At 71.2% G+C, this 24,073-nt stretch carries 19 protein-coding genes; 14 read left to right on the top strand and 5 right to left on the bottom strand.

Annotated elements, in window-relative coordinates; translation table 11 throughout:
- Positions 1-49 precede the first annotated feature (49 nt).
- Complete coding sequence (locus tag MLY01S_RS06400) at positions 50-3,460, bottom strand: beta-phosphoglucomutase family hydrolase (RefSeq protein WP_067190404.1); 3,411 nt, start codon at positions 3,458-3,460, stop codon at positions 50-52.
- Between the two features lie 213 nt (positions 3,461-3,673).
- On the opposite strand from MLY01S_RS06400, the gene MLY01S_RS06395 reads away from it, so the two are divergent.
- From MLY01S_RS06395 to MLY01S_RS06385, 3 genes are all read left to right on the top strand, one after another.
- Positions 3,674-5,398 (top strand): carbon starvation CstA family protein, encoded by a 1,725-nt coding sequence (locus MLY01S_RS06395; RefSeq protein ID WP_067190402.1) that lies wholly within the window; start codon positions 3,674-3,676, stop codon positions 5,396-5,398.
- Positions 5,399-5,419: 21 nt separating this feature from the next.
- Positions 5,420-5,683 carry a cory-CC-star protein gene (locus tag MLY01S_RS06390; protein WP_067190400.1) on the top strand — a complete coding sequence of 88 codons (264 nt, stop codon included), beginning with the start codon at positions 5,420-5,422 and terminating at the stop codon, positions 5,681-5,683.
- 165 nt (positions 5,684-5,848) lie between these two features.
- Positions 5,849-6,856 carry an ArsA family ATPase gene (locus tag MLY01S_RS06385; RefSeq protein ID WP_067190398.1) on the top strand — a complete coding sequence of 336 codons (1,008 nt, stop codon included), beginning with the start codon at positions 5,849-5,851 and terminating at the stop codon, positions 6,854-6,856.
- Positions 6,857-7,007: 151 nt separating this feature from the next.
- Here the strand turns inward: MLY01S_RS06385 and MLY01S_RS06380 are convergent, their stop codons facing one another.
- Positions 7,008-8,378 (bottom strand): class I SAM-dependent methyltransferase, encoded by a 1,371-nt coding sequence (locus MLY01S_RS06380; protein ID WP_067190396.1) that lies wholly within the window; start codon positions 8,376-8,378, stop codon positions 7,008-7,010.
- Between the two features lie 13 nt (positions 8,379-8,391).
- Positions 8,392-9,024: a HEAT repeat domain-containing protein gene (locus MLY01S_RS06375; RefSeq protein WP_245232132.1), complete on the bottom strand. Its 633-nt coding sequence runs from the start codon at positions 9,022-9,024 to the stop codon at positions 8,392-8,394.
- Positions 9,025-9,179: 155 nt separating this feature from the next.
- Between MLY01S_RS06375 and MLY01S_RS06370 the strand changes: the two genes are divergently transcribed.
- The 7 genes from MLY01S_RS06370 to MLY01S_RS06335 all read left to right on the top strand — a co-directional run bounded on the left by MLY01S_RS06370 (position 9,180) and on the right by MLY01S_RS06335 (position 16,009).
- Positions 9,180-10,145 (top strand): acyl-CoA thioesterase, encoded by a 966-nt coding sequence (locus MLY01S_RS06370; protein ID WP_067190394.1) that lies wholly within the window; start codon positions 9,180-9,182, stop codon positions 10,143-10,145.
- 75 nt (positions 10,146-10,220) lie between these two features.
- Positions 10,221-11,495 carry a phospholipase D-like domain-containing protein gene (locus MLY01S_RS06365; RefSeq protein WP_067190392.1) on the top strand — a complete coding sequence of 425 codons (1,275 nt, stop codon included), beginning with the start codon at positions 10,221-10,223 and terminating at the stop codon, positions 11,493-11,495.
- 329 nt (positions 11,496-11,824) lie between these two features.
- On the top strand, positions 11,825-12,781 hold the full coding sequence (locus MLY01S_RS12405) for a hypothetical protein (protein WP_087134365.1): 957 nt from the start codon (positions 11,825-11,827) through the stop codon (positions 12,779-12,781).
- Between the two features lie 269 nt (positions 12,782-13,050).
- Positions 13,051-14,472 carry an MBL fold metallo-hydrolase gene (locus MLY01S_RS06350; RefSeq protein WP_067190386.1) on the top strand — a complete coding sequence of 474 codons (1,422 nt, stop codon included), beginning with the start codon at positions 13,051-13,053 and terminating at the stop codon, positions 14,470-14,472.
- Between the two features lie 96 nt (positions 14,473-14,568).
- Positions 14,569-15,321: a sulfite exporter TauE/SafE family protein gene (locus tag MLY01S_RS06345; RefSeq protein WP_067190384.1), complete on the top strand. Its 753-nt coding sequence runs from the start codon at positions 14,569-14,571 to the stop codon at positions 15,319-15,321.
- 89 nt (positions 15,322-15,410) lie between these two features.
- Entirely contained in the window at positions 15,411-15,686 is a 276-nt protein-coding gene (locus MLY01S_RS06340; protein ID WP_067190382.1) for a metal-sensitive transcriptional regulator, read from the top strand.
- Between the two features lie 128 nt (positions 15,687-15,814).
- Positions 15,815-16,009 (top strand): DUF8730 family Cys-rich protein, encoded by a 195-nt coding sequence (locus tag MLY01S_RS06335; RefSeq protein WP_067190380.1) that lies wholly within the window; start codon positions 15,815-15,817, stop codon positions 16,007-16,009.
- A 154-nt stretch (positions 16,010-16,163) separates the two neighbouring features.
- On the opposite strand, the gene MLY01S_RS06330 is transcribed toward MLY01S_RS06335, so the two are convergent.
- Positions 16,164-17,231, bottom strand: coding sequence for an acyl-CoA thioesterase (locus tag MLY01S_RS06330; RefSeq protein ID WP_082739794.1), 1,068 nt, complete (start codon positions 17,229-17,231; stop codon positions 16,164-16,166).
- Positions 17,232-17,439: 208 nt separating this feature from the next.
- Here MLY01S_RS06330 and MLY01S_RS06325 point away from each other — a divergent pair, with 208 nt between their 5' ends.
- From MLY01S_RS06325 to MLY01S_RS06315, 3 genes are all read left to right on the top strand, one after another.
- Positions 17,440-19,197 (top strand): ABC transporter ATP-binding protein, encoded by a 1,758-nt coding sequence (locus MLY01S_RS06325; protein WP_067190378.1) that lies wholly within the window; start codon positions 17,440-17,442, stop codon positions 19,195-19,197.
- Positions 19,194-21,407: an ABC transporter ATP-binding protein gene (locus tag MLY01S_RS06320; protein WP_067190376.1), complete on the top strand. Its 2,214-nt coding sequence runs from the start codon at positions 19,194-19,196 to the stop codon at positions 21,405-21,407. Before MLY01S_RS06325 ends, MLY01S_RS06320 begins: the two co-directional genes overlap by 4 nt.
- 173 nt (positions 21,408-21,580) lie before the next feature.
- Complete coding sequence (locus MLY01S_RS06315; RefSeq protein ID WP_082739792.1) at positions 21,581-22,633, top strand: EamA family transporter; 1,053 nt, start codon at positions 21,581-21,583, stop codon at positions 22,631-22,633.
- 77 nt (positions 22,634-22,710) lie between these two features.
- On the opposite strand, the gene MLY01S_RS06310 is transcribed toward MLY01S_RS06315, so the two are convergent.
- Complete coding sequence (locus MLY01S_RS06310; RefSeq protein ID WP_067190374.1) at positions 22,711-23,124, bottom strand: VOC family protein; 414 nt, start codon at positions 23,122-23,124, stop codon at positions 22,711-22,713.
- A 159-nt stretch (positions 23,125-23,283) separates the two neighbouring features.
- Between MLY01S_RS06310 and MLY01S_RS06305 the strand changes: the two genes are divergently transcribed.
- Positions 23,284-24,073, top strand: a 790-nt coding sequence (locus MLY01S_RS06305) for a CPBP family intramembrane glutamic endopeptidase (RefSeq protein ID WP_082739799.1), incomplete at its 3' end; no start/stop codon positions are given.

The following is a 24,073-nucleotide window of genomic DNA, read 5'->3' as shown; positions in this document are numbered from 1 at the left end:
CTCCCGACGCACCGGGGCGTCGGGAGCCTTCACAGGTCTGCGGCGCGGCTCAGCCGTGGAGCGGGACGGTCACCTCGCCGCCGGGCTGCAGGGTGAGCTCCTCGCCGGCCACGATCATGTCCACCGGGCGGATCATGCCCTGCTGCGCGGTGACCGTGACCTGCTGCTGGGTCATGTGGATCTTGATCGGCTGCTCGCGGTAGCGGATGGTGAACGTGGCGCCCGGCAGCTGACGCGGCAGCACCGGGTTGACCTTGACCACCTCGTCGCGGGTCTCCAGGCCCGCGTAGCAGCGGATCACGGTGTCCACCGTGCCGGCCATCAGCCCCAGGTGGATGCCCTCACGGGTGGTGCCGCCCTGGGTGTCCGAGAGGTCGGACTCCAGCGCCTCGGTGAACAGGTCCCAGGAGGTGTCCGGGTCCGTGCGGGCCGTGACCCAGGCGTGCACCAGGCGGGACAGCGTGGAGCCGTGGGTGGAACGGGCCGCGTAGTACTCCACCGTTCGGGCGAAGGCCTCCCGCGGCAGCTCGTAGCCCATGGTCTGGAGGATGTCGTCCAGCTCCTCGGGGCTGAACAGGTAGGTCAGCATGAGGGCGTCGGCCTGCTTGGAGAGCTTGTACCGGTTGGTGGCGTCCCCCTCGGCCTGCAGGATCAGGTCCATGCGGCCGATGTTGCCGTACTTGGCGCGGTAGCCGTCCCAGTCGAACTCGAGCAGGTCCTGGTAGCCCTCGAACTGGGCCGGGATGCCGGCCTCCTCGCCCTCCGTGAAGAACGGGACGGTCAGGCGGGAGGCGATGTGCTCCCAGTGCTCGATCTCCTCCTCCGTGATCTCCATCATCTCGGTGAGCGGCTCGTCCAGGGTGTCCAGCCAGCGCACGAGCTCCGCGGTGCGGGTCAGGAGCCAGGAGGTCAGCACGTTGGTGTACGCGTTGTTGCGCAGGCCGGACCCGGGGGTCTCCGGATAGCCGTCGTGGAACTCGTCCGGGCCCATCACGCCGTGGATCTCGTAGCGGCCGGTCTCCTCGTTCTTCAGCGTCATGGACGTGAAGAAGCGGGAGATCTCCACCAGCATCTCCGCGGCGTAGTCCTGGATGAAGGACTGGTCCTGGGTGACCTCGATGTACCTCAGCACCGAGTAGGCCACGTCCAGGGAGACGTGCCGCTGGTTGTGGGAGTTGTCCGGCATCCACATCTGGGACCGGGGGTTCCACAGCTCGGTGGGGGTCTCTTCGCGGCCGTCCGAGCCGCCCTGCCACGGGTACATGGCACCGGCCCAGCCCTCGGCGCGGGCGTTGGCACGGGCCTCGTTCAGGCGGCGGTAGCGGTACATCAGCAGGCCACGGGTGATCTCCGGGCGGCGCAGCGTCAGCATGGGGAAGATGTAGATCTCGTCCCAGAAGATGTGGCCCCGGTAGCCCTCGCCGTGCAGGCCGCGGGCGCCCACGGTGGCGTCCAGGTCACGGCGCTTGCCGTAGGCGCACTGCAGCACGTGGAAGGTGTGCAGGTTCAGGGCCAGCTGCTGGCGCAGGGAGGCGCCGTCCTTGCCCATCTGCGCGGCGGAGCCGACCGAACGGGAGACGCCGGCGGAGAACTCCGGGTTCACGAAATCCTCGCCCGGGGCCAGCTGCGCGGTGGAACGGCGCTGATGGGAGTACTGCTCCGCCAGGTCGATGCGCACCGCGAAGCGCTCCCAGTTCTGGCCCCAGCGCTGCTCGTGCACCGTCAGCAGGTTCCGGAAGCCCGGGGAACGCTGCAGGGTCTTGATCGCGGACTCGGAGGCGGAGGACTGCGCGTGGTCATGGGTGTTGGCCACGGAGGCGACCTTCTCCAACACCAGCGGGACGCCCTGCTCCACGTGCAGCTCGATGTCCTGGCCGGCCACCATGTCCGAGCAGTCGTCCAGTGCGCGGCGGATCGGCTGGGTGTGGCCCACCGGGGCCACCTGCCGGGTGCGGGTGGCCATGGCGATGCGGATGTCCGACTGGCTGGTGCGGGTCTCCAGCAGCACGGTCTCCCCGTCCACCTCGCGGGCCTGGACAGGGCGCAGGTGGCGGTTGGCCAGGGTGCGGTCGTCCGAGACGTTCAGGTTGGCCACGCGGCCGTCGATCATCGAGCGGACACACACCTCGCCGGACCAGTTCTCCGCGGTCACGGTGAACTCGAGGGCGGCGATGTGGCGGTTGGCCAGGGACTGGAACTGGCGGGTGTGCACGGTGGTGCGGCGGCCCTGCTCGTCCTCGAACACCATGGTCCGGGACAGGACGCCGCGGCGCAGGTCCATCTCCTGGAGGAAGTCCACCATGTTCTCGTCCCCGGGCAGCAGCGGCTTCCCGCCCTCCGGGGTGACCACCAGCGGGGTCCAGTCCTGGATGTTCACCATGTGCTCGGTGTCCACCGACTTGCCCTGCACCTGGGAGGTCAGGCGGTTGAACACGCCGGCCATGTAGGAGCCCGGGTAGTGCACGGAGGAGATGCGGGTCCCCGGGACGGAGCCGCGGGTGCCCCAGTAGCCGTTGGCCAGGGTGCAGAGCACCTCGCGGGTGCCCTCCGACGCCGCGTCGAAGTGGTCCCAGCGCAGCACCCAGGCGGCGTCGAACGGGGCCGCGGTGCGCTTCTCCAGCTCGAGGGCGCCGAAGTCCTCCACCACGATGTGCGCGCCGGCGTCCTTCAGGCGGGCCTTGCCGAGCTCGGGCTCGCGGTCCACACCGACCACCAGGCCGAAGCGGCCGTCCGCGGCGGCCTTCACACCGGAGACCGCGTCCTCGAGCACCATGGCGTCCGCCGGGTCCACGCCGAGGATGCGGGCGGCCTCCCAGAACATCGCCGGGTGGGGCTTGCCGGGCAGGTTCCTCTCCACGGCGGTGTGGCCGTCCACGATCACGGGGAAGTGGTCCAGCACCGCGCCGGCGGTGAGCACGGCGCGGGAGTTCTTCGAGGAGGTCACCAGCGCCACCGGCACACCCTTGCGGTGCAGGTTCTCCAGCAGCTCCACGGCCTCCGGGAACACGCGGGCGCCGTCCCGGGCCAGCACGGCCTCGAAGAAGCCCTGCTTGCGTTCGGCCAGGGCCTGCACGGTCAGGTCCGGGCGGGCGTCCGGGGCGTCGGCCTCCGGGCCGTTGCCCGGGGCGTCGGCCTCCGGCACGGTCAGGCCGCGGGAGGCGAAGAAGGAGCGGACGCCGTCCTCGCGGGGGCGGCCGTCCACGTGGTGCAGGTAGTCGCCGTTGAGGTCGAACTCGCGCAGCGCGCTCGGGTCTGCGGCCACGGCGTCCGCGTTCTCCGGCAGGGCGCCCACGGACGGCAGGGCCTGGTCGAACAGCTCCTTCCACGCCTTCGCGTGGACCGAGGCGGTGTCCGTGATGACGCCGTCCATGTCGAAGATCACCGCGCGGTAGCGGCGCAGTCGATGGCGGCGGGCGTTGCGGTCCTGGATCGGGGCCGGGGTGAGCTTCTGGGTCTGCATGGGCGTCAGGCGTGCCTTCACGTCGGAGGGGAGGGGCCGTCGTCGGGCCCTGCGGTCTGCATCCGCACCAGCGTAGAACGGGGCGACGGGGCGGTGTCACCCCTTTTCCGGCGCGGTGCGGTGAGACGTGTCACCCGAAGGGGGTGGTCGTCCCGTACTGTGGTGGCGATCACCGTTGTCCCCGCATTCCCCACACCAAGAGGAGTCCCCGCCATGAACTCCCTCGTCCTGGCCCTGGTCGGCATCGCGATGATCGTCGCCGGCTACCTGCTCTACTCACGCTTCCTGGCCAAGAAGGTCTACCGGCTCGACCCGGACTACACCATGCCGTCGCACCGCTATGAGGACGGCGTGGACTTCGTCCCCACCAACAAGCTGGTCCTCTGGGGGCACCACTTCACCTCCGTGGCCGGCGCGGCGCCCATCGTCGGACCGGCGGTGGCGGTGATCTGGGGATGGGGTCCGGCCTTCCTCTGGGTCACCCTCGGCACGGTCTTCTTCGCCGGCATGCACGACCTCGGCGCGCTCTGGGCCTCCGGCCGCAACAAGGCGCAGTCGATCGGCACGCTCTCCGGCAAGTACATCGGCAAGCACGGCCGCAACCTGTTCCTGGTCGTGATCTTCCTGCTGCTGCTCATGGTGAACGCCGCGTTCGCCGTGGTGATCTCCGGACTGCTCGTCTCCACCCCGACCGCCGTGATCCCCACCTGGGGCGCGATCATGGTGGCGCTGCTGATCGGCCAGGCGATCTACCGCTTCAAGTGGAACCTGCCGCTGGTCTCCGTGGTCGGCGTGGTCGCCCTCTACGGCCTCATGCTGCTCGGAGACCGGTTCCCGATCGTGCTGCCCGAGACGATCCTCGGCCTGTCCGCGGGTGCGTTCTGGATCGTCGTCCTCTTCATCTACGCCGGCATCGCCTCGCTCCTGCCGGTGTGGATGCTCCTGCAGCCGCGCGACTACATCAACGGCCTGCAGCTGTTCATCGGTCTGGGCATCCTCTATGCGGCGATCATCGTCTCCTCGCCCACCGTGGTCGCCCCGTTCTACAACGAGAACGTCCCGGAAGGCACCCCCGGCATCCTGCCGCTGCTGTTCGTCACCATCGCGTGCGGCGCGATCTCCGGCTTCCACGGCATCGTCTCCTCCGGCACCTCCTCGAAGCAGATCGACAAGGAGACCGACGCCCGGTTCGTCGGCTACTTCGGCGCCGTGGGCGAAGGACTCCTCTCGCTGGGCACGATCATCGCCGTCACCGCCGGCTTCCGCACCCTCGCCGACTGGGAGGAGGTCTACTCGGCCTTCGGCGAGGGCGGCGTCGGGGCGTTCGTGACCGCCGGCGGCCAGATCCTCAACACGGGCCTGGGCATCCCCACCGGCCTGTCCTCCACGATCCTCGCCACCATGGCCGTCCTCTTCGCCGCGACCACCATGGACACCGGTGTCCGCCTGCAGCGCTTCGTGGTGGCGGAGATCGGCCAGATCGCCGGGGTGAAGCTCGGCACGCTGGCCTCCACCCTGATCGTCATGGTCGTGACCATGGGCCTGGCCTTCGGCGCCGGTGCGGACGGCTCCGGCGGCATGGTGATCTGGCCGCTGTTCGGCACCACCAACCAGCTGATGGCGGCGCTGACCCTGTCCATCGTGTCCGTGATCCTGCTGCGGCTGCGCCGGCCGGTGTGGCCGGTGCTGATCCCGCTGGTGTTCGTGGCGTTCGTGTCCGTGTACGCCCTCTTCGTGCAGATGGTGCAGTTCTGGAACGAGCAGAACTGGCTGCTGCTGGTCCTGGACGTGGTCATCCTCGTCAGCGCCCTCTGGGTGCTGGTGACCGCGTTCGGCGCCATGAACGCCGCCCGCAAGGGCCCGGCGGTCACCCCGGAGGAGGACGAGGCCGTGGACGCCGAGGACGCCTTCGAACCCGCCGGCGCCCGCCGGGACTGACCTGGCAGGCGGAGCACAGGCATGGGGTTCGGGGCACGCCTGAGGGCCCTCGCGGCCGGGCTGGAGGAGTTCTACGCCGGTCCGTACCGGCAGACCTTCGCCAGCGCGAGGAGGGACGAGGAGGACCTGTTCATGATGATGGTCTTCTCGGACGCCCTCGGCGTGCCCAACCCCGCCGCCTACTACACGGTCGAGCTGCTGCCCGTGGTCTACGAGCGCTTCCATGAGTGGCACCGGCGGATGGGCATGGAGCGCTCTCCGCTGGACACCGTGAGCTGCTGCTGACCGGTCCGGGCGCCAGCGGCCGAACCGAGCATCCGCCGAACCGAGCGTCCGCCGAACCGGGCATCCGCCGAACCGGGCATCCGCCGAACCAGAGGAATCGGCTGCTTCGGGCGGCCGTGAACCAGCCGAAGCTTCTGGCTCGGCGGAGGGAAGGAGTGCACCGGCATGGGAAGCACGACGACGGACACCCACCTGTCCGCGCACCTCGCCTCCCGGGAGGTCGTCTTCTTCGGCGGCAAGGGAGGCGTCGGCAAGACGACGGTCGCCTCCGCGGCCGCCGCGGCCCTCGCCGCCGCGGGACGACGGGTGCTGGTGGTCTCCACCGACCCGGCCCACAACCTCGGCCACCTGTGGGACACCCAGGTGGGGGACAGTGAGACGGAACTGCTGATCATGGAGGGCGGGGGAGCCGTCGTCGGGCTGGAGGTGGACCCGGACGCCGTGGCGGCGCGGCACCTGGACGCGGTGAAGGACACGGTGCGCGGCCTGATGCCTGAGCACCTGCACCGGGAGGTCGACCGCTACTTCCGGCTGGCCGCGGCGTCCCCCGGCACGCATGAGGCGGCGCTGCTGGAGCGGATCTCCCGGATCGCCCTGGAGGCGCGGGAGCGGTTCGACGTGGTCGTGTTCGACACGGCGCCCACCGGGCACACCGCGCGCCTGCTCGAGCTGCCCACGCTCATGGGCGCCTGGGCGGACGGACTGCTCGCGCGGCGGGACAGGACCGAGCGGTTCGCGGACGCGATGCGCGGTCTGGACGGTCGACGCGGCCTCGAGGGGCCCCGGACTGCGCAGGAGCGCCGCGACCTGCGGATCCGTGAGGTCCTCACCGAGCGGCGCCGGATCTTCGCGGACATGGAGGCGCTGCTGACCGACGGGCGGCGGTGCGCGTTCGTGCCGGTGCTGACCGCCGAGCGGATGCCCGTGCTGGAGACCGTGCAGCTGTGCCGTCGGCTCGCCGAGGACCGGATCGCCGTGGCCGCGCTGGTGGTCAACCGGCGCTCGCCGGAGGATGTCGGAGAGGTGCTGGCGGCCCGGGCGCGGGCGGAGGCCGGGCATGTGGCGGACCTCGTGCGGCAGGTGCCCCACGTGCCCCTGGTGCAGGTGCCGTGGGTGGACGGCGAGCCGACCGGGCCGGCGGCCGTGCAGGCGATCGGCCGGCTGCTGGGCTGAGCCCCTGCCCGTGCCGAACCGGGCTGAGCTCGCTCCGGCGCCCGCGCCCGCTCCCACGCCGAACCAGAAGAATCGGCCCCTTCGCGAGGCCCTGAAGCAGCCGTTTCTTCTGGTTCGGCGGCAGGGAGGGACCGGTCCTGCCTGACCGGGCTCAGCGGCGGCGCAGCAGCACGAGCGTCTCGGCGTGCGCGGTCTGCGGGAACATGTCGAACACCCGTGCCCGCTCGAGCCGGTAGGACGGCATCCGCGCCAGGTCCTGCGCGAGGGTCTTCGCGTTGCAGCTGGAGTAGAGCACCAGCCGGACGCCTGAGGCCTCGAGCGCCACGGACAGCTCCGCGCCGATCCCGCGTCGCGGCGGGTTGACCACGACGACGTCCGGCGCCTGCGCGTGCCCGTCGCCTCGGCGGGGGTCGGGGGCTTCGTCCGGGGCCGTCTGCGGCGTCGTGCGCGAAAGCGTGTCCGGACTCGACTCTTTCCCGAACGAAAGTGCTCCAGAATCCGACTCTTTCCCGAACGAAAGCGTGTCCGGACTCGACGGTTTCCCGAACGAAAGTGCTGCGGTGGCGTCGCCGACGTCGAACGTCACGCGGTGGGCCAGGCCGAGGGCCGCGGCCGTCGCCTGCGCGGCGGCGACCGCCTCGGCGGAGACCTCCTGGCCCCACACCTCGCGGTCCTCGCCCGCCAGATGGAACGCGAACCCGCCCACGCCGCAGTACAGGTCCCACACCCGGCGCACCGCCACGCCGTGCTCGCCGGAGGAGGCCTCGTCCACCCACTGCGCGGCGTCGGCGTAGAGCGCGGAGGCCACGGCGGTGTTCGTCTGGAAGAACCCCTGCGGGCGCAGGCGCAGGCCGATCCCGTTGAGGCGCATGGTCAGCGTCCGGTCTCCGGCGAGGGGGATCTCCTGCTCGCCCTCGGGCAGCGCCACGTGCGCCGGCAGCAGGTTCGCCGTCACGACGACGGCCGGCACGCCTGCGGCGGCCAGCTCGCCCCGCAGCGTGGGCACCTCGGCGCGGAGGGCATCCAGCTCGGCGGTGGAGCGCAGGACGAAGCGGACCATGCACTCGGCGTCCGGGGAGAGGGTGACGATCACGTTCTTCAGCTCCCCGGTGCGGGCGCCCACGTGATAGGGCGTCAGGCCGGCCCGGGAGATGGAGCGCGCCACGGCGTCGAACACGGTCTGCATGCCCGGTGCGTAGAGGCCGCAGTCGCGCAGGTCGTGACCGGTGCCGTCGTGGTGCTTCGGGTGCTGGTTCGGGTCCAGGATGCCGAGCCTCGGGGCGGCGGCGGTCCCGGTCACCACGAGCTTGGCCTTGTTGCGGAAGCCGGACTCCGCCGAGGCGAACGGGGCCTCCCAGCGGGTCTCCGGCAGGGCGTCGCCGCCGACCGTCTCGGCCTGCCTCAGGTGCGCTGACAGCTGGCCGCGGACCTCGGCGTCGGCGCGGGTCAGCTGCTCCGCGTAGGGCACGCCCATCAGGGCGCACGAGCGGCATCGGCCGGCGTCGAAGTGGGGGCACTGCATCGGACGGGTGGCCTCAGTAGTCGGTGGAGGCGCGCAGGTCCGGGCGGTCCAGGCGGTCGGCCACCCGGGTGAGGGCCAGCTCGCCGGCGTTCGCCAGCTCCGGGTCCACGTCCATCACCAGGGTGGTGAGCGTCGGCACCACCAGCTCCAGGTCCCGGCCCTCGGCCAGCTCGCCCAGGGCCGTCGCGGCGGCGGCGCGGACCTCCGGGGAGGCATCCCCACAGCGGTCATGGACCTCGCCCACCAGCGCACGGTCCACGGCGTGGTCCGCGCGCAGCTCCTCGGCACGCACACCCAGCACCGTGAGCGCCGCCGCGCGGACCTCGGCGTCCTCGTGGCCGAGGGCCTCGCGCACGGCGGCCAGGGCCGTGCGGTGCCACACGCCGGTGAGCACCAGGGCGCCGGTGGCCTCGGTGCTGAAGTGTTCGCCGTCCCCGGTGAGGGTCCCCACCAGGCCGGAGGTCACGTCCTCGACCGTCGTGCGACCGGCGAGCATGCGGACGGCGGCGGCGGACACCGGACCGGGGCCGTGGGCCTCCACGGCCTCGTCCACGCGTGCCTGCAGGCGGCGCAGCGGGGTGTCCTTGACGGGCGGAAGGTTCACGGGCTCCATCGGGGACTTGGGGTGCTCTCCGGGGGTGGTCATGCCCACCATTGTGGCGCGGATGCGCCGCGAACCCGACCCGTGTCCGAGGCGCGCCGGACGCCGCAGGGGGGGCCGTCGTCGTCGGGAAGCCGCCTCCGCTGAGGCAAGGTGATGTACAGCACAGCTTCAGCCGCCGGGGTGATAGATTTCCAGGCATGCAAGTGCGCGGTGCCCTCTCCCTCGAGTTCACAGCGGAGGGGTACACCCACCCGTCGGGCACGGTGGGCGCCGGCACCGTCATCACGTGGATCGACAAGGCCGGCTACGCGGTCGCCGCGAGCTGGGCCGGCACCTATGTCCGCGCCTCCTACGTGGGCAACATGCAGTTCGAGAACCCGGTGCCCGTGGACACCCGCGCCGTCGTCCAGGCCCGCGTGGTCCACACGGAGGGACCGTACGTCCACGTCCAGGCGCGGCTGATCATGCCCAGCCTGCCCGGCGCGGACGGCGGACCGATGGTCTGCACCGAGTGCCTCCTGGTCTACGCGGCCGAAGAGGGCGGGCACCTGGTGGACGCCCCCGCCTGGATCCCGGAGACCGAGGCGCAGCGGATGCGGGACGAGCAGGCGAACAGTGCCAAGGTCCTGCGCACCACCATCGAGCAGGGCATGAACGCCCTGCCGTTCCCGGAGGAGGCCGGCCCGAACGACGAGCTCGTGAAGCTCTGCTTCATCGCCGGGGCCGACGAGACCACCATCGGCTCCACCATCCGGGCCTCTGCGATCATGCGCTGGATCGACGAGGCCGCAGCCATCTGCGCCGCCCGCTGGTCCGGGTCCGAGAACGTGGTGGCCGCCTTCGCCGGCGGCGTGCGGTTCCTGGAGAACATCGAGGTCGGCAACGTGGTCACCGTGGACGCCCTGCTGGTGCACACCTCCCCGCGCGCCATGCATGTGGCGCTGCGCGTCTACGCGGCCCGACGCCATGAGCGGGACCCCAAGATCGTGGCCCACTCGTTGGCCGTCATGGTGGTCCCCGGCGACGGCCGCGCCCAGCCGGTCCGCCAGTGGGAGCCCGAGTCCGAGTGGTCCGCCTCCCTCGAGGCGGCCGCCGTGGAGCTCGTGCGGCTCCGCTCCGAGGCCGGTGCCACCTGGACCTCCGGCCAGCAGCGCGAGGCCTGACCGGCACGGATACCCCCAGTCAGCTCTGCGCGATGTCGCCGCCGAGGCGGGGAAGCGGCTCACTAGACTCGGACCATGGCTCGTCTCTCTCCCCTCGACGTCCTCGGCTCTGCGGAAAGGCTGCGTCCGGTCCTGCGAAAGGCCGCCCTCGGGGCGCTCGCCGCGGTGACGGTGGTCCCCACCGCCGTGGCCGCGGGCCTCACAGCCGTGGACATGGTCAAGCGCTCGGGAAGGAAGGCCCGCCCCGCCGAACGGCCCGGCACCTTCTCGGCCACGGTCGGCGACTCGGAGCTGACGATCTTCACCTCCGGCGAGGACCTCTACGACGACATGATCCGGGAGATCGACGCCGCCGAGCGCTCGGTCAAGCTCGAGACCTTCATCTGGAAGGGAGACCGGACCGGCCAGCGGTTCCTCGAGGCCTGCAACCGGGCCGCCGAGCGGGGCGTGGACGTCTGGGTCATCTACGACGGCTTCGCCAACCTGGTGGTGCCGCATTCCTTCTACCAGCAGTTCCACGAGGACGTGCGCGTCTTCCGGATGCCGGCGTTCACGCGCCCGTACTGGCGTGGCGTCGTCCGGCACACCGGGTTCAACCACTCGAAGATCCTCGTGATCGACGGGCGAGTCGGCTACATCGGCGGCTTCAACATCGGAGACGACTACGCCCACCTCTGGCGAGACACCCACGTGAAGGAGGTCGGTCCCGCCGTCTGGGGCCTGGACCACTCGATCGCCACGGTGTGGAACGCCGCGCACGGCGAGGACGATCAGATGGAGTGGTTCGCGCCGGGCTCCTGGGACCAGCGCGTCACCGTCGCCTCGAATCTGCCCGTCCAGCTGGTCTATCCGATCCGCGGCACCTACCTGAACGCCATCGAGCGGGCGACGAGCCGCATCCGCATCTCCACTCCCTACTTCATCCCGGACCAGCAGGTCCTCACCGCACTGAAGGCGGCGGCCCAGCGCGGGGCGGACGTGCAGGTGATGGTGCCGATGGACTCCAACCACATCGTGGCGGACTGGGCCTCGCGCGGGTTCACCGCGGAGATGCTCGAGGCCGGCATCACGATCCTGCTCTACAAGGCGGGCATGATCCACGCGAAGACCGCGACGATCGACGGCCAGTGGTCCACGGTGGGCACCGCGAACATCGACCGCCTGTCCCTGGGGTACAACTACGAGACCAACCTCGAGGTGGTGGACAAGGACTTCGCCGCCCGCATGGAGGAGATCTTCGAGTCGGACCGTCAGCACTGCGAGGTCGTGGACCCGCACCGCTGGCGCGAGCGCCACAAGGGAGCCCAGGTCGTCGAGGCGCTCATCGCCCCGCTGCGGCCGCTGCTCTGACCGCCGCAGGTGGGCTTGGCGGGTTGCGGCTCGGCAGGCTGCGGCCCGCATGCTGCGGCCCGGCGGGCTGCGGCGGCGGGCTGCGGCTTGGCGGGCTGCGGCGGCGGGCGGGTCAGGGCCATGGGTGCGTCGGCACGGTGCCGTCCTGTCCACCGTCTGCGCATCATCGGCGCATCCGGCGTCCACCGCGTACAGTGCTGATCGGGCCCTGAACTCGGTCCCTGCGTTCTGCCGCCCGCTCCGCCCGCGCCGCCGGCTCCGCCCGCCTCGTCCAGCTCCGTCCAGCTCCTTCGTCCGGTTCCGTCTTCCCCGACCCATGTGAGGACCCCATGACCCTGCGTTCTGCGACCATCGGCTCCGTGTCCAGCGGCACTGTCCTCGCCGCCGCACTGCTGCTCACCGGCTGCGGTGCGGCCGAGCAGACCCCGTCCGAGACCACGTCCCCGTCCGCCTCCTCGAGTCCGTCGGCGTCCGAGTCCACCGGGTCGACGCCGAGCGAGTCCACCGAGGGCACGCCGAGCGAGTCGGCGTCCGAGGAGTCCTCCCCGAGCCCGTCCGAGTCGGAGTCGTCCACCGCGGAGGAGACCGAGTCCGGCTCGCCGTCCGCCGCCGAGTCCTCCGCGGCGCCGTCGTCCACGGCCGCCCCGCAGTCCTCCTCCGCACCGACGGCCGCCCCGGCCCCGTCGTCCTCTGCGGCACCCGCTCCCTCGACCCAGGCACCGGAGCCGACCACGCAGGCGCCTGCGCCGACCTCGAAGGCGCCCGCCCCGACGACGAAGCCCGCGCCGTCGACGAAGCCCGCCCCGACGACCCAGGCTCCCGCCCCCTCGACGAAGCCCGCGCCTGACCCGACCACGTCGGCTCCCGCCCCGACCACGTCGGCTCCCGCCCCGACCACGGCACCGGCCGCGGAGCCGGAGCCGCCGACGACCTCTGAGCCGACCATCCAGGCGTCCACGGCCGACGGCAACGACTACCTGTACTTCGAGACGCAGGACGGCGTCCTGTGCGACATGTACAAGTTCTACGTGGAGTGCGAGACCTCCCCGGAGGGCGAGTTCATGCGCGCCCGCGTCCTCAACAGCGGCCCGGCCGCCCTGTTCACGCCGTCCGGCTACATGGGCGGCGCGGAAGGCCTGGACACCCATACCCTCGTGCCGGGCCAGTCCGCCCGCCTCAACGAGTTCCTCTGCACCGCAGGCGCCTCGGACGTGACCTGCCAGAACCTCAACACCGGCGCGTCCATGACCGTGGGCCGCGAGATCTCGCTCGGCTCCGGCGGCTGATCCCGCCCGCGCTGCTTCCCGACGACGGCCGCTCACCTTCCGGTGGGCGGCCGTCGTCGCGTCTGGGGTCGCTCCTCGGGGCCTCTCGTCGCCTTCGGCGTGAACTCCGACACCGCCTCTTGTATACCCCAGGGGGTATGGGTGTAGTGTGGCGACCACATACCCAAGGGGGTATCGGCGAAAAGGCGAGGAGCCGTCGTCGGGAAGCCTCGGGGAACAGTCCAGACCGCAGACGGCGGCCAGAGACCACCCCACGGAAAGGGGAAGCCATGCTGCTCGAGCGCATCTACGACGAGGACCTCGCCCAGGCGAGCTACGTGATCGGCTGCCAGGCGAAGGGGGAGGCGATCGTCGTCGACCCCCGCCGGGACGTGCAGGTCTACCTGGACCTCGCCGCCCGGCACGGCATGCGGATCACCCACGTGACCGAGACCCACATCCACGCCGACTACCTCTCCGGCACCCGGGAGCTGGCCCACGCCACCGGCGCCCAGATCCACCTCTCCGGCGAGGGCGGCGAGGACTGGACCTACGGCTTCGAGGGGAACCTGCTGCGCGACGGGGACACCGTGACGCTCGGCAACATCACCGTCCAGGCCGTGCACACCCCGGGCCACACCCCGGAGCACCTGTCCTTCCTGGTCACCGACGGCGCCTTCGCCGACGAGCCCGGCTACATGCTCACCGGCGACTTCGTGTTCGCCGGCGACCTCGGCCGCCCGGACCTGCTGGACGAGGCCGCCGGTGGCGTGGACACCCGCTTCGAGGGCGCCGAGCAGCTGTTCCGCTCCCTGCAGGAGAAGTTCCTGACCCTCCCGGATCACGTCCAGGTGTTCCCGGCCCACGGCGCCGGCTCCGCCTGCGGCAAGGCCCTCGGCGCGCTGCCGTCCACCACGGTCGGCTACGAGCGCAGGAACGCCTGGTGGGCCGGGTACCTGGCCGAGGGCGACGAGCGGGGCTTCATCGACGAGCTGCTGGACGGCCAGCCGGACGCCCACGCCTACTTCGCCCGCATGAAGCGCCAGAACCGGCTCGGCCCGGCCATCCTCGGCGAGCTGAAGGAGCTCGAGGAACTGGACGCCGAGGGCGTGGAGGAGGCGCTGGCGTCCGGGGTGGTGTTCGCGGACACCCGCGGCGTGGCCGAGATCCTCGCCGGCACCGTGCCGGGCGCGCTGGCCCTCCCGTCCCGCGGCAAGATCGCCACCCACGCCGGCTGGGCCTACGACCCGGAGGACGACGACGCGGACATCGTGCTGCTCGCCGCGGACCGTGAGGACGCGGAGGGCATGCGCGACCACATGATCCGCGTGGGCGTGGACGCCGCGGCGGCGTTCGTGACGTCGCTGGGCGGGCTCGAGCTCGAGCCGGTGCCGACCGTGACCGCCGCCGAGCTGAGGACGCAGATCGAGGCGGGACAGGTCGGCGGGCCGGAGTCGGGGGCGGACGCCGTGCTCGTGGACGTGCGCAACAGGACCGAGTCCTCCGCGGGCACCGTGGCCGACGCCATGCAGCTGAACGCCGGCAAGGTCCTGTTCCACCAGGACCGGCTGCCGAAGGGCCGGCGACTGGTGACCTTCTGCCAGTCCGGCCTGCGCAACGTGGTGGCCGCCCAGGCCCTGCGCCGTGACGGGTTCGACGTGGTCGAGCTCGAGGGCAGCTATGCCGCGTGGCAGGCTTTGGATGAGGGCTGACCGAGGTGATGATCATGGAGGAGGCGGGGGAGGGCCCCGCCGTGGACGCCGGCCGTCGGCCGGAGACCGGAGCCCGGGAGGAAGGAGGCCGCGGCCGTGCTGTGGCTCGTGCTGATCCTCGCCGTGGTCGTCGGCCTCTTCGTGGGGCTGCTCGGCGGCGGAGGCTCCATCCTCACGGTGCCGCTGCTGGCCTACGTGGCCGGGCTGCCGCCGGAGCAGGCGATCGCCGGCTCCCTGTTCGTGGTGGCCGTGACCTCGGCCGTGGCCCTGGTGCCGCACGCCCGGCGCGGGGCAGTGCAGTGGCGGGTCGGGCTCGTCTTCGGGGTGACCTCGATGGTGGGCGCCCTCCTCGGCGGACTGCTGGGCGCGCAGCTGCCCGGGGCCCTGCTGATGGTCCTGTTCGCCGTGATGATGCTCGCCTCCGCGATCGGCATGATCCGCGGCCGGAGGCCTGCCGACCCCGCCACCCCGCCCACGCCGCTGTGGAAGTCCCTGCTGCAAGGGCTCGGCATCGGCCTGGCCGTGGGCACGGTCGGCGCCGGGGGCGGCTTCATGGTGGTCCCCGCCCTCGTGCTGCTGGCCAAGCTGCCCATGGGGCAGGCCGTGGCCACCTCCGTCATGGTGATCGCCATGAACTCCGTCGCCGGACTCGGCGGGCACCTGACCGGCACCACCATGGACTGGTCCTGGGTGCTGCCGGTGACTGCCGCCGCCGTGGTCGGCGCGCTGGTCGGCGCGCCGCTGACCCACCGCGTCCCGCAGGCCGCCCTGAAGAAGGGCTTCGGCTGGTTCGTCCTGGCCATGGGCGCCTTCGTCCTGGTCCAGGAGGGCCTGACCCTTCTCGGCTGACCGTCCGGCCGTCGTCGTTATACCCTGCCGGGTATCCGATCAGTCTCCTCCGCCCCCGCACGCATCTCGCACATACCCAAGGAGCCGCCATGCGCGCCGCCGACGACGCCACCCAGCGCAAGATCCTCAACCGCCTCAAGCGCGCCCGCGGGCAGCTCGACGCCGTCATCCGCGAGGTCGAGGGCGAGGGCAGCTGCCGTGACGTGGTCACCCAGCTCGCCGCCGTCTCCACCGCGTTGGACCGGGCCGGCTTCGCGATCGTCTCCTCGGCCATGCAGCACTGCATCGCCGATCCGGAGAGGGCCGAGAAGGAGGAGAAGCTCACCGTCGAGGAGCTCGAGAAGCTCTTCCTCACCCTCTCCTGACCGAGCCCACGGTGCCGCCGGACCCCTGCGGCGCCACGCGGGCGGCGCCCCCACAACGCCGCCCACCGAACACCTCACACGGCGGCCGGCCGGCCGCCACCGCCTCCTGATCGGAAGGAACCCCCACCATGTGCCGTCCTGTGAACTGCAAGGTCTGCGGCAAGACCACCTGGGCCGGCTGCGGCCAGCACATCGACTCCGTCAAACGCACCGTCCCCGCCGGGCAGTGGTGCGACGGCAAGCACTCGTCCGCCGAGGTCGAGGCCGCCCGCGCAGCCGGCGGCGAGCAGAAGGGCTTCTTCGCGAGGCTCTTCGGTCGGTGACGCGGCAGAACGGCTGAGGTGGCGCGGCCGGCGGGCTGAGCCGGCCGTCGTCGGGAAGCCCCGAAGGGGACCGGGCCCGACGCCGAACCAGAGGAATCGGCCCCTTCCGAGTACGTGGAAGGGGCCGATTCCTCTGGCTCGCGGGGTCGGACTCTCAGTCCTGCTGCTCGATCAGGTGGTTCGGCAGGCGGTTGCCCTGAGCCTTCGCGCGGATCTCGAGCAGGTCGCGGGCGTGCTGCCAGAGGGCCTTGTCCTCCTCTGAGACGGGCACCCAGGCGGGGACGGGAACGGCGTCGCCGGCCTCGTTGCGGGTCACCATCACCGTCAGGCAGTAGGTGGTGAGCGCGAGCTCGTCGCCCTTGGGGTCGCCGGAACGGACGTGGACGGCCACGTGCATGCCCTTGCTGCCGGTGTAGATCAGCCGTGCCTCGACCTCCACGAGGTCCCCGATGTGCAGCGGACGGTAGAAGCGGATGCCGCCGGAGAACACCGCCACGGTGTCCTTGCCGCAGTAGCGGGAGGCGCACAGGTAGGCGGCGGTGTCGATCCACTCCATCACGATGCCGCCGTGCACCTTGCCGCCCCAGTTCACGTCCGTGGGGGCGGCGAGGAAGCGCAGGGTCACGCGCTCGGCGGTGCCGGCGTCCGTGTACGGCTGGCCCTTCATCGCCTCGGTGACAGCGTTGCGGACCTCGATGCGGGAGATCGCGTAGTCGCGGGCCAGCTCCTGCTCCAGGGACTGCGGAACGAACTCCGGGACGCGCGTCGGCCTGCCGTCCTGCACCGCCACGAACACCACCAGGCAGCGCGCGGCCTCGGTCAGCTCGCCGGTCTTCGGGTCGCCGGCGCGGACCACGGTGTTGATGTGCATGGACGTGGACCCGGTGTAGAGCACCGTGCCGGTCACCTCGACCATCTGGCCCACCTGCACGGGCTGGCGGAAGTGGATGTTGCCCACATAGGCGGTCACGCAGTAGGTGCCCGCCCAGGCCGTCGCCGCGGCGAAGGCCGCCTTGTCCACCCACTCCAGCACGCGTCCGGCGTCCACCGTGCCGCTGTGACCCCTGTCCGTCGGTGCGGCGAGGAAGCGGAGGGTGACCTCGTGGCGGCGGTGGGCGTCGTGCGGGAGGGGAGCGGCAGTCGTCGTGAAGGACGGGGCGGGTGCGCCCGAGGCGCTGGTGCCCGGGACGGGGGAGGCGGTGTTCTGTGCGGCGGCATCCATGGAGTCAGTGTGCCTGCGGCGGGGGCGCGGAGGCGCTGCGGGCGGCTTCGTGACGAGTACCGTGCCTGATAATCGATGGTTCGTCACCGGATCGCGGAGAATCTCTGCGATCCGGTGACGAACCGTCGATCCTGCGGGTGAGGCGCCCGCGCCCCTGCCCGCCAGCCGCCCGCACATCCCCATCCGCCCCGCACACCGAAGGACCACCATGCTCTGGACCCTGATGCGCCGGTACCTCACGCCCGCCCTGGGCATGGTGCTGGCGGTGCTCGTCCTGCAGCTGGTCAGCACGCTGGCCACGCTGTACCTGCCGAGCCTGAACGCCCGGATCATCGACGAGGGTGTGGCCCAGGGGGACACCGGCCGGATCTGGCAGCTCGGCGGGGTCATGCTCGCCGTGGCCGCGGTGCAGGTGGTCGCGGCCGTCTCCGCCGTGTACTTCGGGGCGAAGGTCGCCATGGGCTTCGGCCGGGACCTGCGCCGCGCCGTCTACACCCGCGTGGACCGCTTCTCCGCAGAGGAGATGGGCCGGTTCGGCGCCGGCACGCTGATCACCCGCGGCACCAATGACGTCAACCAGGTCCAGATGCTCACGCTGATGGCGTTCAACTTCATGGTGACCGCCCCGATCATGGCGATCGGCGGCATCATCATGGCGATCCGCGAGGACGTCGGCCTGTCCTGGCTGGTCTGGGTGTCCGTGCCGGTGCTCATCCTGATCGTCGGCCTGATCGCCTCCCGCCTGATGCCGCTGTTCCAGCGGATGCAGACCAACATCGACACCATCAACACCACCCTGCGCGAGCAGATCGTGGGCATCCGCGTGGTCCGTGCGTTCGTGCGCGAGGAGCACGAGGCGGCCCGCTTCACAGAGGCCAACGCGGACATCACCGCCACCTCTGTGGCCATCGGCCGCCTGTTCGTCCTGCTGGGTCCGGTGATCACCATGGTCCTGCACCTGGCGACCGCCGCCGTGCTGTGGTTCGGCGCCGGTCGCGTGGACGCCGGGCAGATCGAGGTCGGCTCCCTGACGGCGTTCATGCAGTACCTGCTGCAGATCCTGATGTCCGTCATGATGGGCACCTTCATGCTGATGATGCTGCCGCGCGCGGTGATCTCCGCCCGCCGCATCGGGGAGGTCCTGGACACCGAGCCGACCCTCCACGAGCCCGCCTCCCCGGTGACTCCGGCCGAGCGCCTCGGCCGTCTGGAGTTCCGGGACGTCACCTTCGCGTATCCGGGTGCCGACGCCCCGGTGCTGGACGGCGTCTCCTTCACCGTGGAGCCGGGCACCACCACCGCGATCGTCGGCTCCACCGGTGCCGGCAAGTCCACGCTGCTGGGCCTGGTCCCGCGCCTGTACGACGTCACCTCCGGCCAGGTCCTGATCGACGGCGTCCCCGTCACCGACCTGTCCCGCACCGAGCTGACCGCGGCCCTCGGCTACGTCCCCCAGAAGCCGTACCTGTTCTCCGGCACGGTCGCCGAGAACATGCGCTTCGGTGCCCCTGACGCCACCGACGAGCAGATCTGGGCAGCCCTCGAGACCGCCCAGGCCGCGGACTTCGTCCGCGCCCGCACCACCGGCGAGGGCACGACGACGGTCACCGGCCTGGACTCGAACGTCTCCCAGGGCGGCACGGACGTCTCCGGCGGTCAGCGTCAGCGCCTCTCGATCGCCCGTGCGCTCGTGGCCGAGCCGCGGATCCACCTGTTCGACGACTCCTTCTCCGCGCTGGACGTCACCACCGATGCCCGCCTCCGGGCGGCGCTGGAGGAGCGGTTCGGGGGCACCACGCGTGTGGTGGTGGCCCAGCGCGTGGCCACCATCACGGGGGCGGACCAGATCCTCGTGTTGGAAGAGGGGCGGATCGTCGGCCGCGGCACCCATGTGGAGCTGCTGGCCGGGAACGAGACCTACCGCGAGATCGTGGACTCCCAGGTCCGTGAGGAGGAGCTGGCATGAGCGAGAAGAAGGCGACCGCGGAGCTGACCGACGAGGAGATCGTCGGCCTCCAGGAGTCCGGCGCCGGTGGCGACCACGGCGGCCCGCCCCGGAGGGCGAAGGCGTTCTGGCCCTCGGCCAAGCGGCTGCTGGGGCTGTTCCGCACCGAGCGCCTCGGCCTGGTCCTGGTGTTCGGCATGGTCCTGGTGGCCGTGGTGCTCAACGTCTGGGCCCCGCACGTGCTCGGCAAGGCCATGGACGCGATCTTCGGCGGCCTGATCTCCGGGCAGATGCCGGCGGGGACCAGCCGTGAGCAGGTCATCGCCGGGATGCGCGCCCAGGGGCAGGACCAGGCCGCGGAGATGCTCTCCGGCATGGACTTCGTCCCCGGCCAGGGCATCGACTTCGATCACCTGGGGCGGCTGATCCTCATCGTGCTGGGCATGTACGTGGTGGCGCAGACCTTCATGTGGCTGCAGGGCCGGGTGCTCAACGACCTGGTGATGCGGATCGTCTACCGCCTGCGCCAGGACATCGAGGCCAAGCTCAACCGCCTGCCGCTGTCCCACTTCGACACCCGCCAGCGCGGCGACCTGATCTCCCGCACCACCAACGACGTGGACAACGTGCAGCAGGCCATGCAGCAGGCGTTCTCCAGCCTGTTCCTGTCCGTGCTGACCGTCATCGGCATCGTCGGCATGATGTTCTGGCTGTCCTGGCAGCTGGCCCTGATCGCCCTGATCGCCCTGCCGGTGGCCGGCGTGGTGGTCGGCGTGATCGGCAAGCGCTCTCAGCAGCTGTTCACCGCCCAATGGCGGGAGACCGGCCGCCTCAACGGGCACATCGAGGAGTCTTTCACCGGCCACGAGCTCGTCACCGTGTTCGGCCGGCAGGAGGACATGGCCGACCGCTTCGACGAACGCAACGAGGCCATGTACCAGGCCTCGTTCAAGGCCCAGTTCTTCTCCGGCATGATCATGCCGATCATGCAGTGGGTGAACTGGCTCGGCTATGTGGGCATCGCCGTGGTCGGCGGTCTGCGCGTGGCCAACGGCCAGATGACCCTCGGCGCCGTGACCGCCTTCATCCAGTACTCCCGTGAGTTCAACCAGCCCCTCGGACAGGTCGCCGGCATGGCCAACATGCTCATCTCCGGCGTCGCCTCCGCCGAACGCATCTTCGAGCTCCTGGACGAGCCGGAGGAGACCGAGGACGCCCTCCACGCCGACCCTTCCGATCAGGCAGGCGGACGGGGAGAGGCGGGTGCCGTCGTCGGGAAGCCGGTGGAGATACAGGCGGGAGGTGACCGTCCGACGAACGACAGCGGCCTGGAACGCGACGGTTTCCCGAACGAAAGCGGCCTGGAACGCGACGGTTTCCCGAACGAAAGCGGGGAGGGGGTGCGTGGGCGCGTGGAGTTCGAGCACGTCGCGTTCTCCTACACGCCCCAGAAGCCGCTGATCCGGGACCTGAACCTGGTGGCCGAGCCGGGGCAGACCGTCGCGATCGTCGGCCCGACCGGCGCCGGCAAGACCACCCTGGTGAACCTGCTCATGCGGTTCTACGACGTGGACGGCGGACGCATCCTGCTGGACGGGCAGGACATCGCGCGCATGCCGCGCCGGCAGCTGCGCGCCCGCACCGGCATGGTGCTCCAGGACGCCGTGCTGTTCGGCGGCACCATCCGCGAGAACATCCGCTACGGCCGCCTCGACGCCACGGACGACGAGGTGCTCGAGGCAGCGAAGGCCACCTATGTGGACCGCTTCGTGCACACGCTGCCGGACGGGTATGACACGGTGATCGAGCAGGACGCGGCCAACGTGTCCGCCGGCGAACGCCAGCTGATCACCATCGCCCGTGCGTTCCTGGCCCAGCCGGACCTGCTGATCCTGGACGAGGCGACCTCCTCCGTGGACACCCGCACCGAGGTGCTCGTCCAGGAGGCCATGGCGGCGCTGCGCTCGAACCGGACGTCCTTCGTGATCGCGCACCGGCTCAGCACCATCCGCGACGCGGACGTGATCCTGGTGATGGAGCACGGCGACATCGTGGAGCAGGGTTCGCACGAGCAGCTGCTCGCCGCCGGCGGGGCCTACGCGCGGCTGTACCGCAGCCAGTTCCAGGGCGCCGCCGTGGGCGAGGCCGAGGACGAGGCCGGTGCGATGGCCGCCGGCCCGGGCGTTGGTACGCAGGCCGCCGGCCCGGGCGCCGCGATGCCGCCGAGCTGACGGGCCCGCACCCCCGGGGCGCCGAGCCAGAGACTTCGGCCCCTTCACGCGCCAGTGAAGGGGCCGATTCTTCTGGTTCGGCGCAGCGGGGGTGGGACAGTTCGGCGCAGCGGGGGTGAGACGGCCCGGCGCACAGGTTCGCGTGGAGACCCGCGGATGCCCACAATGATCCGATGAGTCCGCACACCGCACCGATCCCGCTCGTGCCCGAGCCCGGAGCCCCCGGCACCGCCGACGGGCTGCCCGCCGCCGCGCCCGGCCTGCCTCCGGTGTCCCAGCGCCCCCGACGACTCCGCCGCATCCGCCCCGGGCGCACGGCGGTCGGCGTGCTCATGGTGCTCAGCGCCTGCCTTTCCCTGCAGCTCGGCGCGTCCCTGGCCGTCGGCCTGTTCCCGACCTTCGGCCCGTGGGGCACCACCGTGCTGCGCGTGGGCGTGGCCGCGCTCGTCCTGCTGGCCCTCGTGCGCCCTCCGCTGCGGACCTGGACCAGAGCCCAGTGGGGCGCCGTCCTGCTCCTGGGCGCCGCCTTCGCCGGCATGAACGGCTTCTTCTACGCGGCCATCGACCGCATCCCGCTGGGCATCGCCGTGACCATCGAGTTCCTCGGCCCGCTCGTCGTGGCAGCCGCCCTGAGCCGACGCCTGCGCGATGTGCTCTGGGTGGTGCTGGCCTTCGCCGGGATCGTCCTGTTCCTGGTGCAGAACCTCGTCCTCCGCCCCGCCGGAGACACCGGCCCGCTGGACCTGACCGGCGTGTGGCTCGTGCTGGTGGCGGCGTTCTCCTGGGGCCTGAACATCGTGGCGGGCCAACGCGTCGGCCGGCTCGTGCCCGGCACCGGGGGACTGGCGGCGGCCATGGCCGTGGCCACCTGCATGGTCCTGCCCGTGGGCCTGCCGGAGCTCGCACGCGCCACACAGATCACGCCGGGGCACGTCCTCGGGGCGCTCGGCACCGGCCTGTTCGCCTCCCTGCTGCCCTATCTGCTGGAGTTCCACGCCCTGAAGCGGCTGCGCAGCGCGGTGTTCGGCGTGCTCGTCTCGGTGGAGCCGGCCATCGCCACGGCGGTCGGGTTCCTCGTCCTCGGCCAGGCCGTGGGCGTCTGGGCGGTGATGGCGATGGTCCTGGTGATCTCCGCGAGCGTCGGCACCACGCTCAGCAAGGAGGCTGAGAGCCCGCGTCGCCAGCTCCAGGACGAGGCCGCAGGCACTACCCCAGAGGGTGTCTGAGACGGCGCCTGCCAGGGCACCCCACGAGGAAGCGACCGGTCAGGCGGACGGACGGGGCCGTCGTCGGGAAGCCGGACTCAGGCGGTGACGAACTCCCACTGGTGGCCGTCCGGGTCGACGATCTCGCGCGAGTGCATGCCCGTCTCGGTCATGTCCTCGACCATGTCCTCCGGCAGTGCGACCTCGGAGGCGCCCAGCTCGAGGGCACGGTCCGCGAGGTTGTCCACGGCGGCGTGGTCCCCGGCGATCAGGGACATCAGGGAGGAGTTCGTGGTGATGCAGTCCGCGATCTCCCGCTCGCCGATGTAGTCCGTGTAGGAGCCGGGCGTCATGTACATGACGTACGTGGAGTCGGTGAGCTCGACGCACACCGTGTCGTCGTCCGAGAAGTCCTCCAGGATGTCCGCGCCGAGGGCGGTCCAGAACTCGCGGATGCGCTCGGTGTCGGTGGTGGGGAGGTTCAGGAAGACCGGCTGTGAGAACAAGGCCATGCCGGAGAAGGTAGTCAAGTCCGCGCGACCGCGGCAAACGGTGACGACGCACTGTGACCGGCATCATTGCGCGGCCGGGCGGTGGCTCTGGGCGGTGGCTCCAGGCACAGGCTAAGCAGCCAGGGCGGCGACCCCTCGACGGTTGGTAGCGTTGCCGCCATGACGAACACCCCCGCAGGGTGGCCTCCGCAGGGGTGGCCGCAGAAGCCTGCCGCACAGCGCATGGACCCGGCCCGCTGGGCCCCGGGGAGGTTCCACTGGGGCGACGCCCTCGTGGTGGTCGCCTACGTGGCCCTGATGCTGCTGGGCGCCGGCGGCCTGCTGGCCATGGCCCTGGGCTGGGTGGACCCGGTGGACGGCGAGTTCTCCGTGCTGGACATGTTCACCATGAACCTCGTCAGCTACGTGATCATCACCGCGATCGTGGCCGTGGTGGCCTGGCGCCCGTTCGTCCGCTCGCTGGGCGTCTTCCGGCACGGCACCTGGTGGAAGCTGGCGCTGCTGCCGGCCACGTGGCTCGCCTGCATCATCGTGAACGTGCTGCTGCTGAGCCTGATCGGCCGGGCCGCGCAGTCGGCGAACCAGGCGTCCCTGGAGCAGATGTCCACCGCTGCCCCGCCGCTGCCCATGGTGCTGATGACCGTGGTGATGGCGCCGCTGGTGGAGGAGTACCTGTTCCGGCACCTGCTGATCGGCAAGCTCTCCCGCTACCTGAACGTGTGGATCTGCGCCGCGATCTCGATCGTCACCTTCGTCCTGCTGCACTTCGCCGGCACCGGCGGGCAGTTCGACCTGGTGGAGACGGTCCCGTACCTGACGCTGGCCGTCGCCATCACGGTCTCCTACATCCTCATGGGCCGCTCCTTCGCCTACGCGGTGCTGCTGCACATGGTGAACAACGGCATCGCCGTGGCCGTGCTGTACCTGGTGATGCCGCACATGCCGGACG

Origin of the sequence: Micrococcus lylae NBRC 15355, assembly GCF_001570885.1 — a bacterium.
GTDB lineage: Bacteria > Actinomycetota > Actinomycetes > Actinomycetales > Micrococcaceae > Micrococcus > Micrococcus lylae.
Note: the sequence above shows the minus strand (reverse complement) of the source record. Positions and strands in the feature narration are given on the sequence as shown.

Bases quoted from the DNA above. Each gene is read 5' to 3' on its own strand.
- MLY01S_RS06400 (WP_067190404.1), bottom strand. From the start codon at position 3,460: ATGCAGACCCAGAAGCTCACCCCGGCCCCGATCCAGGACCGCAACGCC.
- MLY01S_RS06395 (WP_067190402.1), top strand. From the start codon at position 3,674: ATGAACTCCCTCGTCCTGGCCCTGGTCGGCATCGCGATGATCGTCGCC.
- MLY01S_RS06390 (WP_067190400.1), top strand. From the start codon at position 5,420: ATGGGGTTCGGGGCACGCCTGAGGGCCCTCGCGGCCGGGCTGGAGGAG.
- MLY01S_RS06385 (WP_067190398.1), top strand. From the start codon at position 5,849: ATGGGAAGCACGACGACGGACACCCACCTGTCCGCGCACCTCGCCTCC.
- MLY01S_RS06380 (WP_067190396.1), bottom strand. From the start codon at position 8,378: ATGCAGTGCCCCCACTTCGACGCCGGCCGATGCCGCTCGTGCGCCCTG.
- MLY01S_RS06375 (WP_245232132.1), bottom strand. From the start codon at position 9,024: ATGACCACCCCCGGAGAGCACCCCAAGTCCCCGATGGAGCCCGTGAAC.
- MLY01S_RS06370 (WP_067190394.1), top strand. From the start codon at position 9,180: ATGCAAGTGCGCGGTGCCCTCTCCCTCGAGTTCACAGCGGAGGGGTAC.
- MLY01S_RS06365 (WP_067190392.1), top strand. From the start codon at position 10,221: ATGGCTCGTCTCTCTCCCCTCGACGTCCTCGGCTCTGCGGAAAGGCTG.
- MLY01S_RS12405 (WP_087134365.1), top strand. From the start codon at position 11,825: ATGACCCTGCGTTCTGCGACCATCGGCTCCGTGTCCAGCGGCACTGTC.
- MLY01S_RS06350 (WP_067190386.1), top strand. From the start codon at position 13,051: ATGCTGCTCGAGCGCATCTACGACGAGGACCTCGCCCAGGCGAGCTAC.
- MLY01S_RS06340 (WP_067190382.1), top strand. From the start codon at position 15,411: ATGCGCGCCGCCGACGACGCCACCCAGCGCAAGATCCTCAACCGCCTC.
- MLY01S_RS06335 (WP_067190380.1), top strand. From the start codon at position 15,815: ATGTGCCGTCCTGTGAACTGCAAGGTCTGCGGCAAGACCACCTGGGCC.
- MLY01S_RS06330 (WP_082739794.1), bottom strand. From the start codon at position 17,231: ATGGATGCCGCCGCACAGAACACCGCCTCCCCCGTCCCGGGCACCAGC.
- MLY01S_RS06325 (WP_067190378.1), top strand. From the start codon at position 17,440: ATGCTCTGGACCCTGATGCGCCGGTACCTCACGCCCGCCCTGGGCATG.
- MLY01S_RS06320 (WP_067190376.1), top strand. From the start codon at position 19,194: ATGAGCGAGAAGAAGGCGACCGCGGAGCTGACCGACGAGGAGATCGTC.
- MLY01S_RS06315 (WP_082739792.1), top strand. From the start codon at position 21,581: ATGAGTCCGCACACCGCACCGATCCCGCTCGTGCCCGAGCCCGGAGCC.
- MLY01S_RS06310 (WP_067190374.1), bottom strand. From the start codon at position 23,124: ATGGCCTTGTTCTCACAGCCGGTCTTCCTGAACCTCCCCACCACCGAC.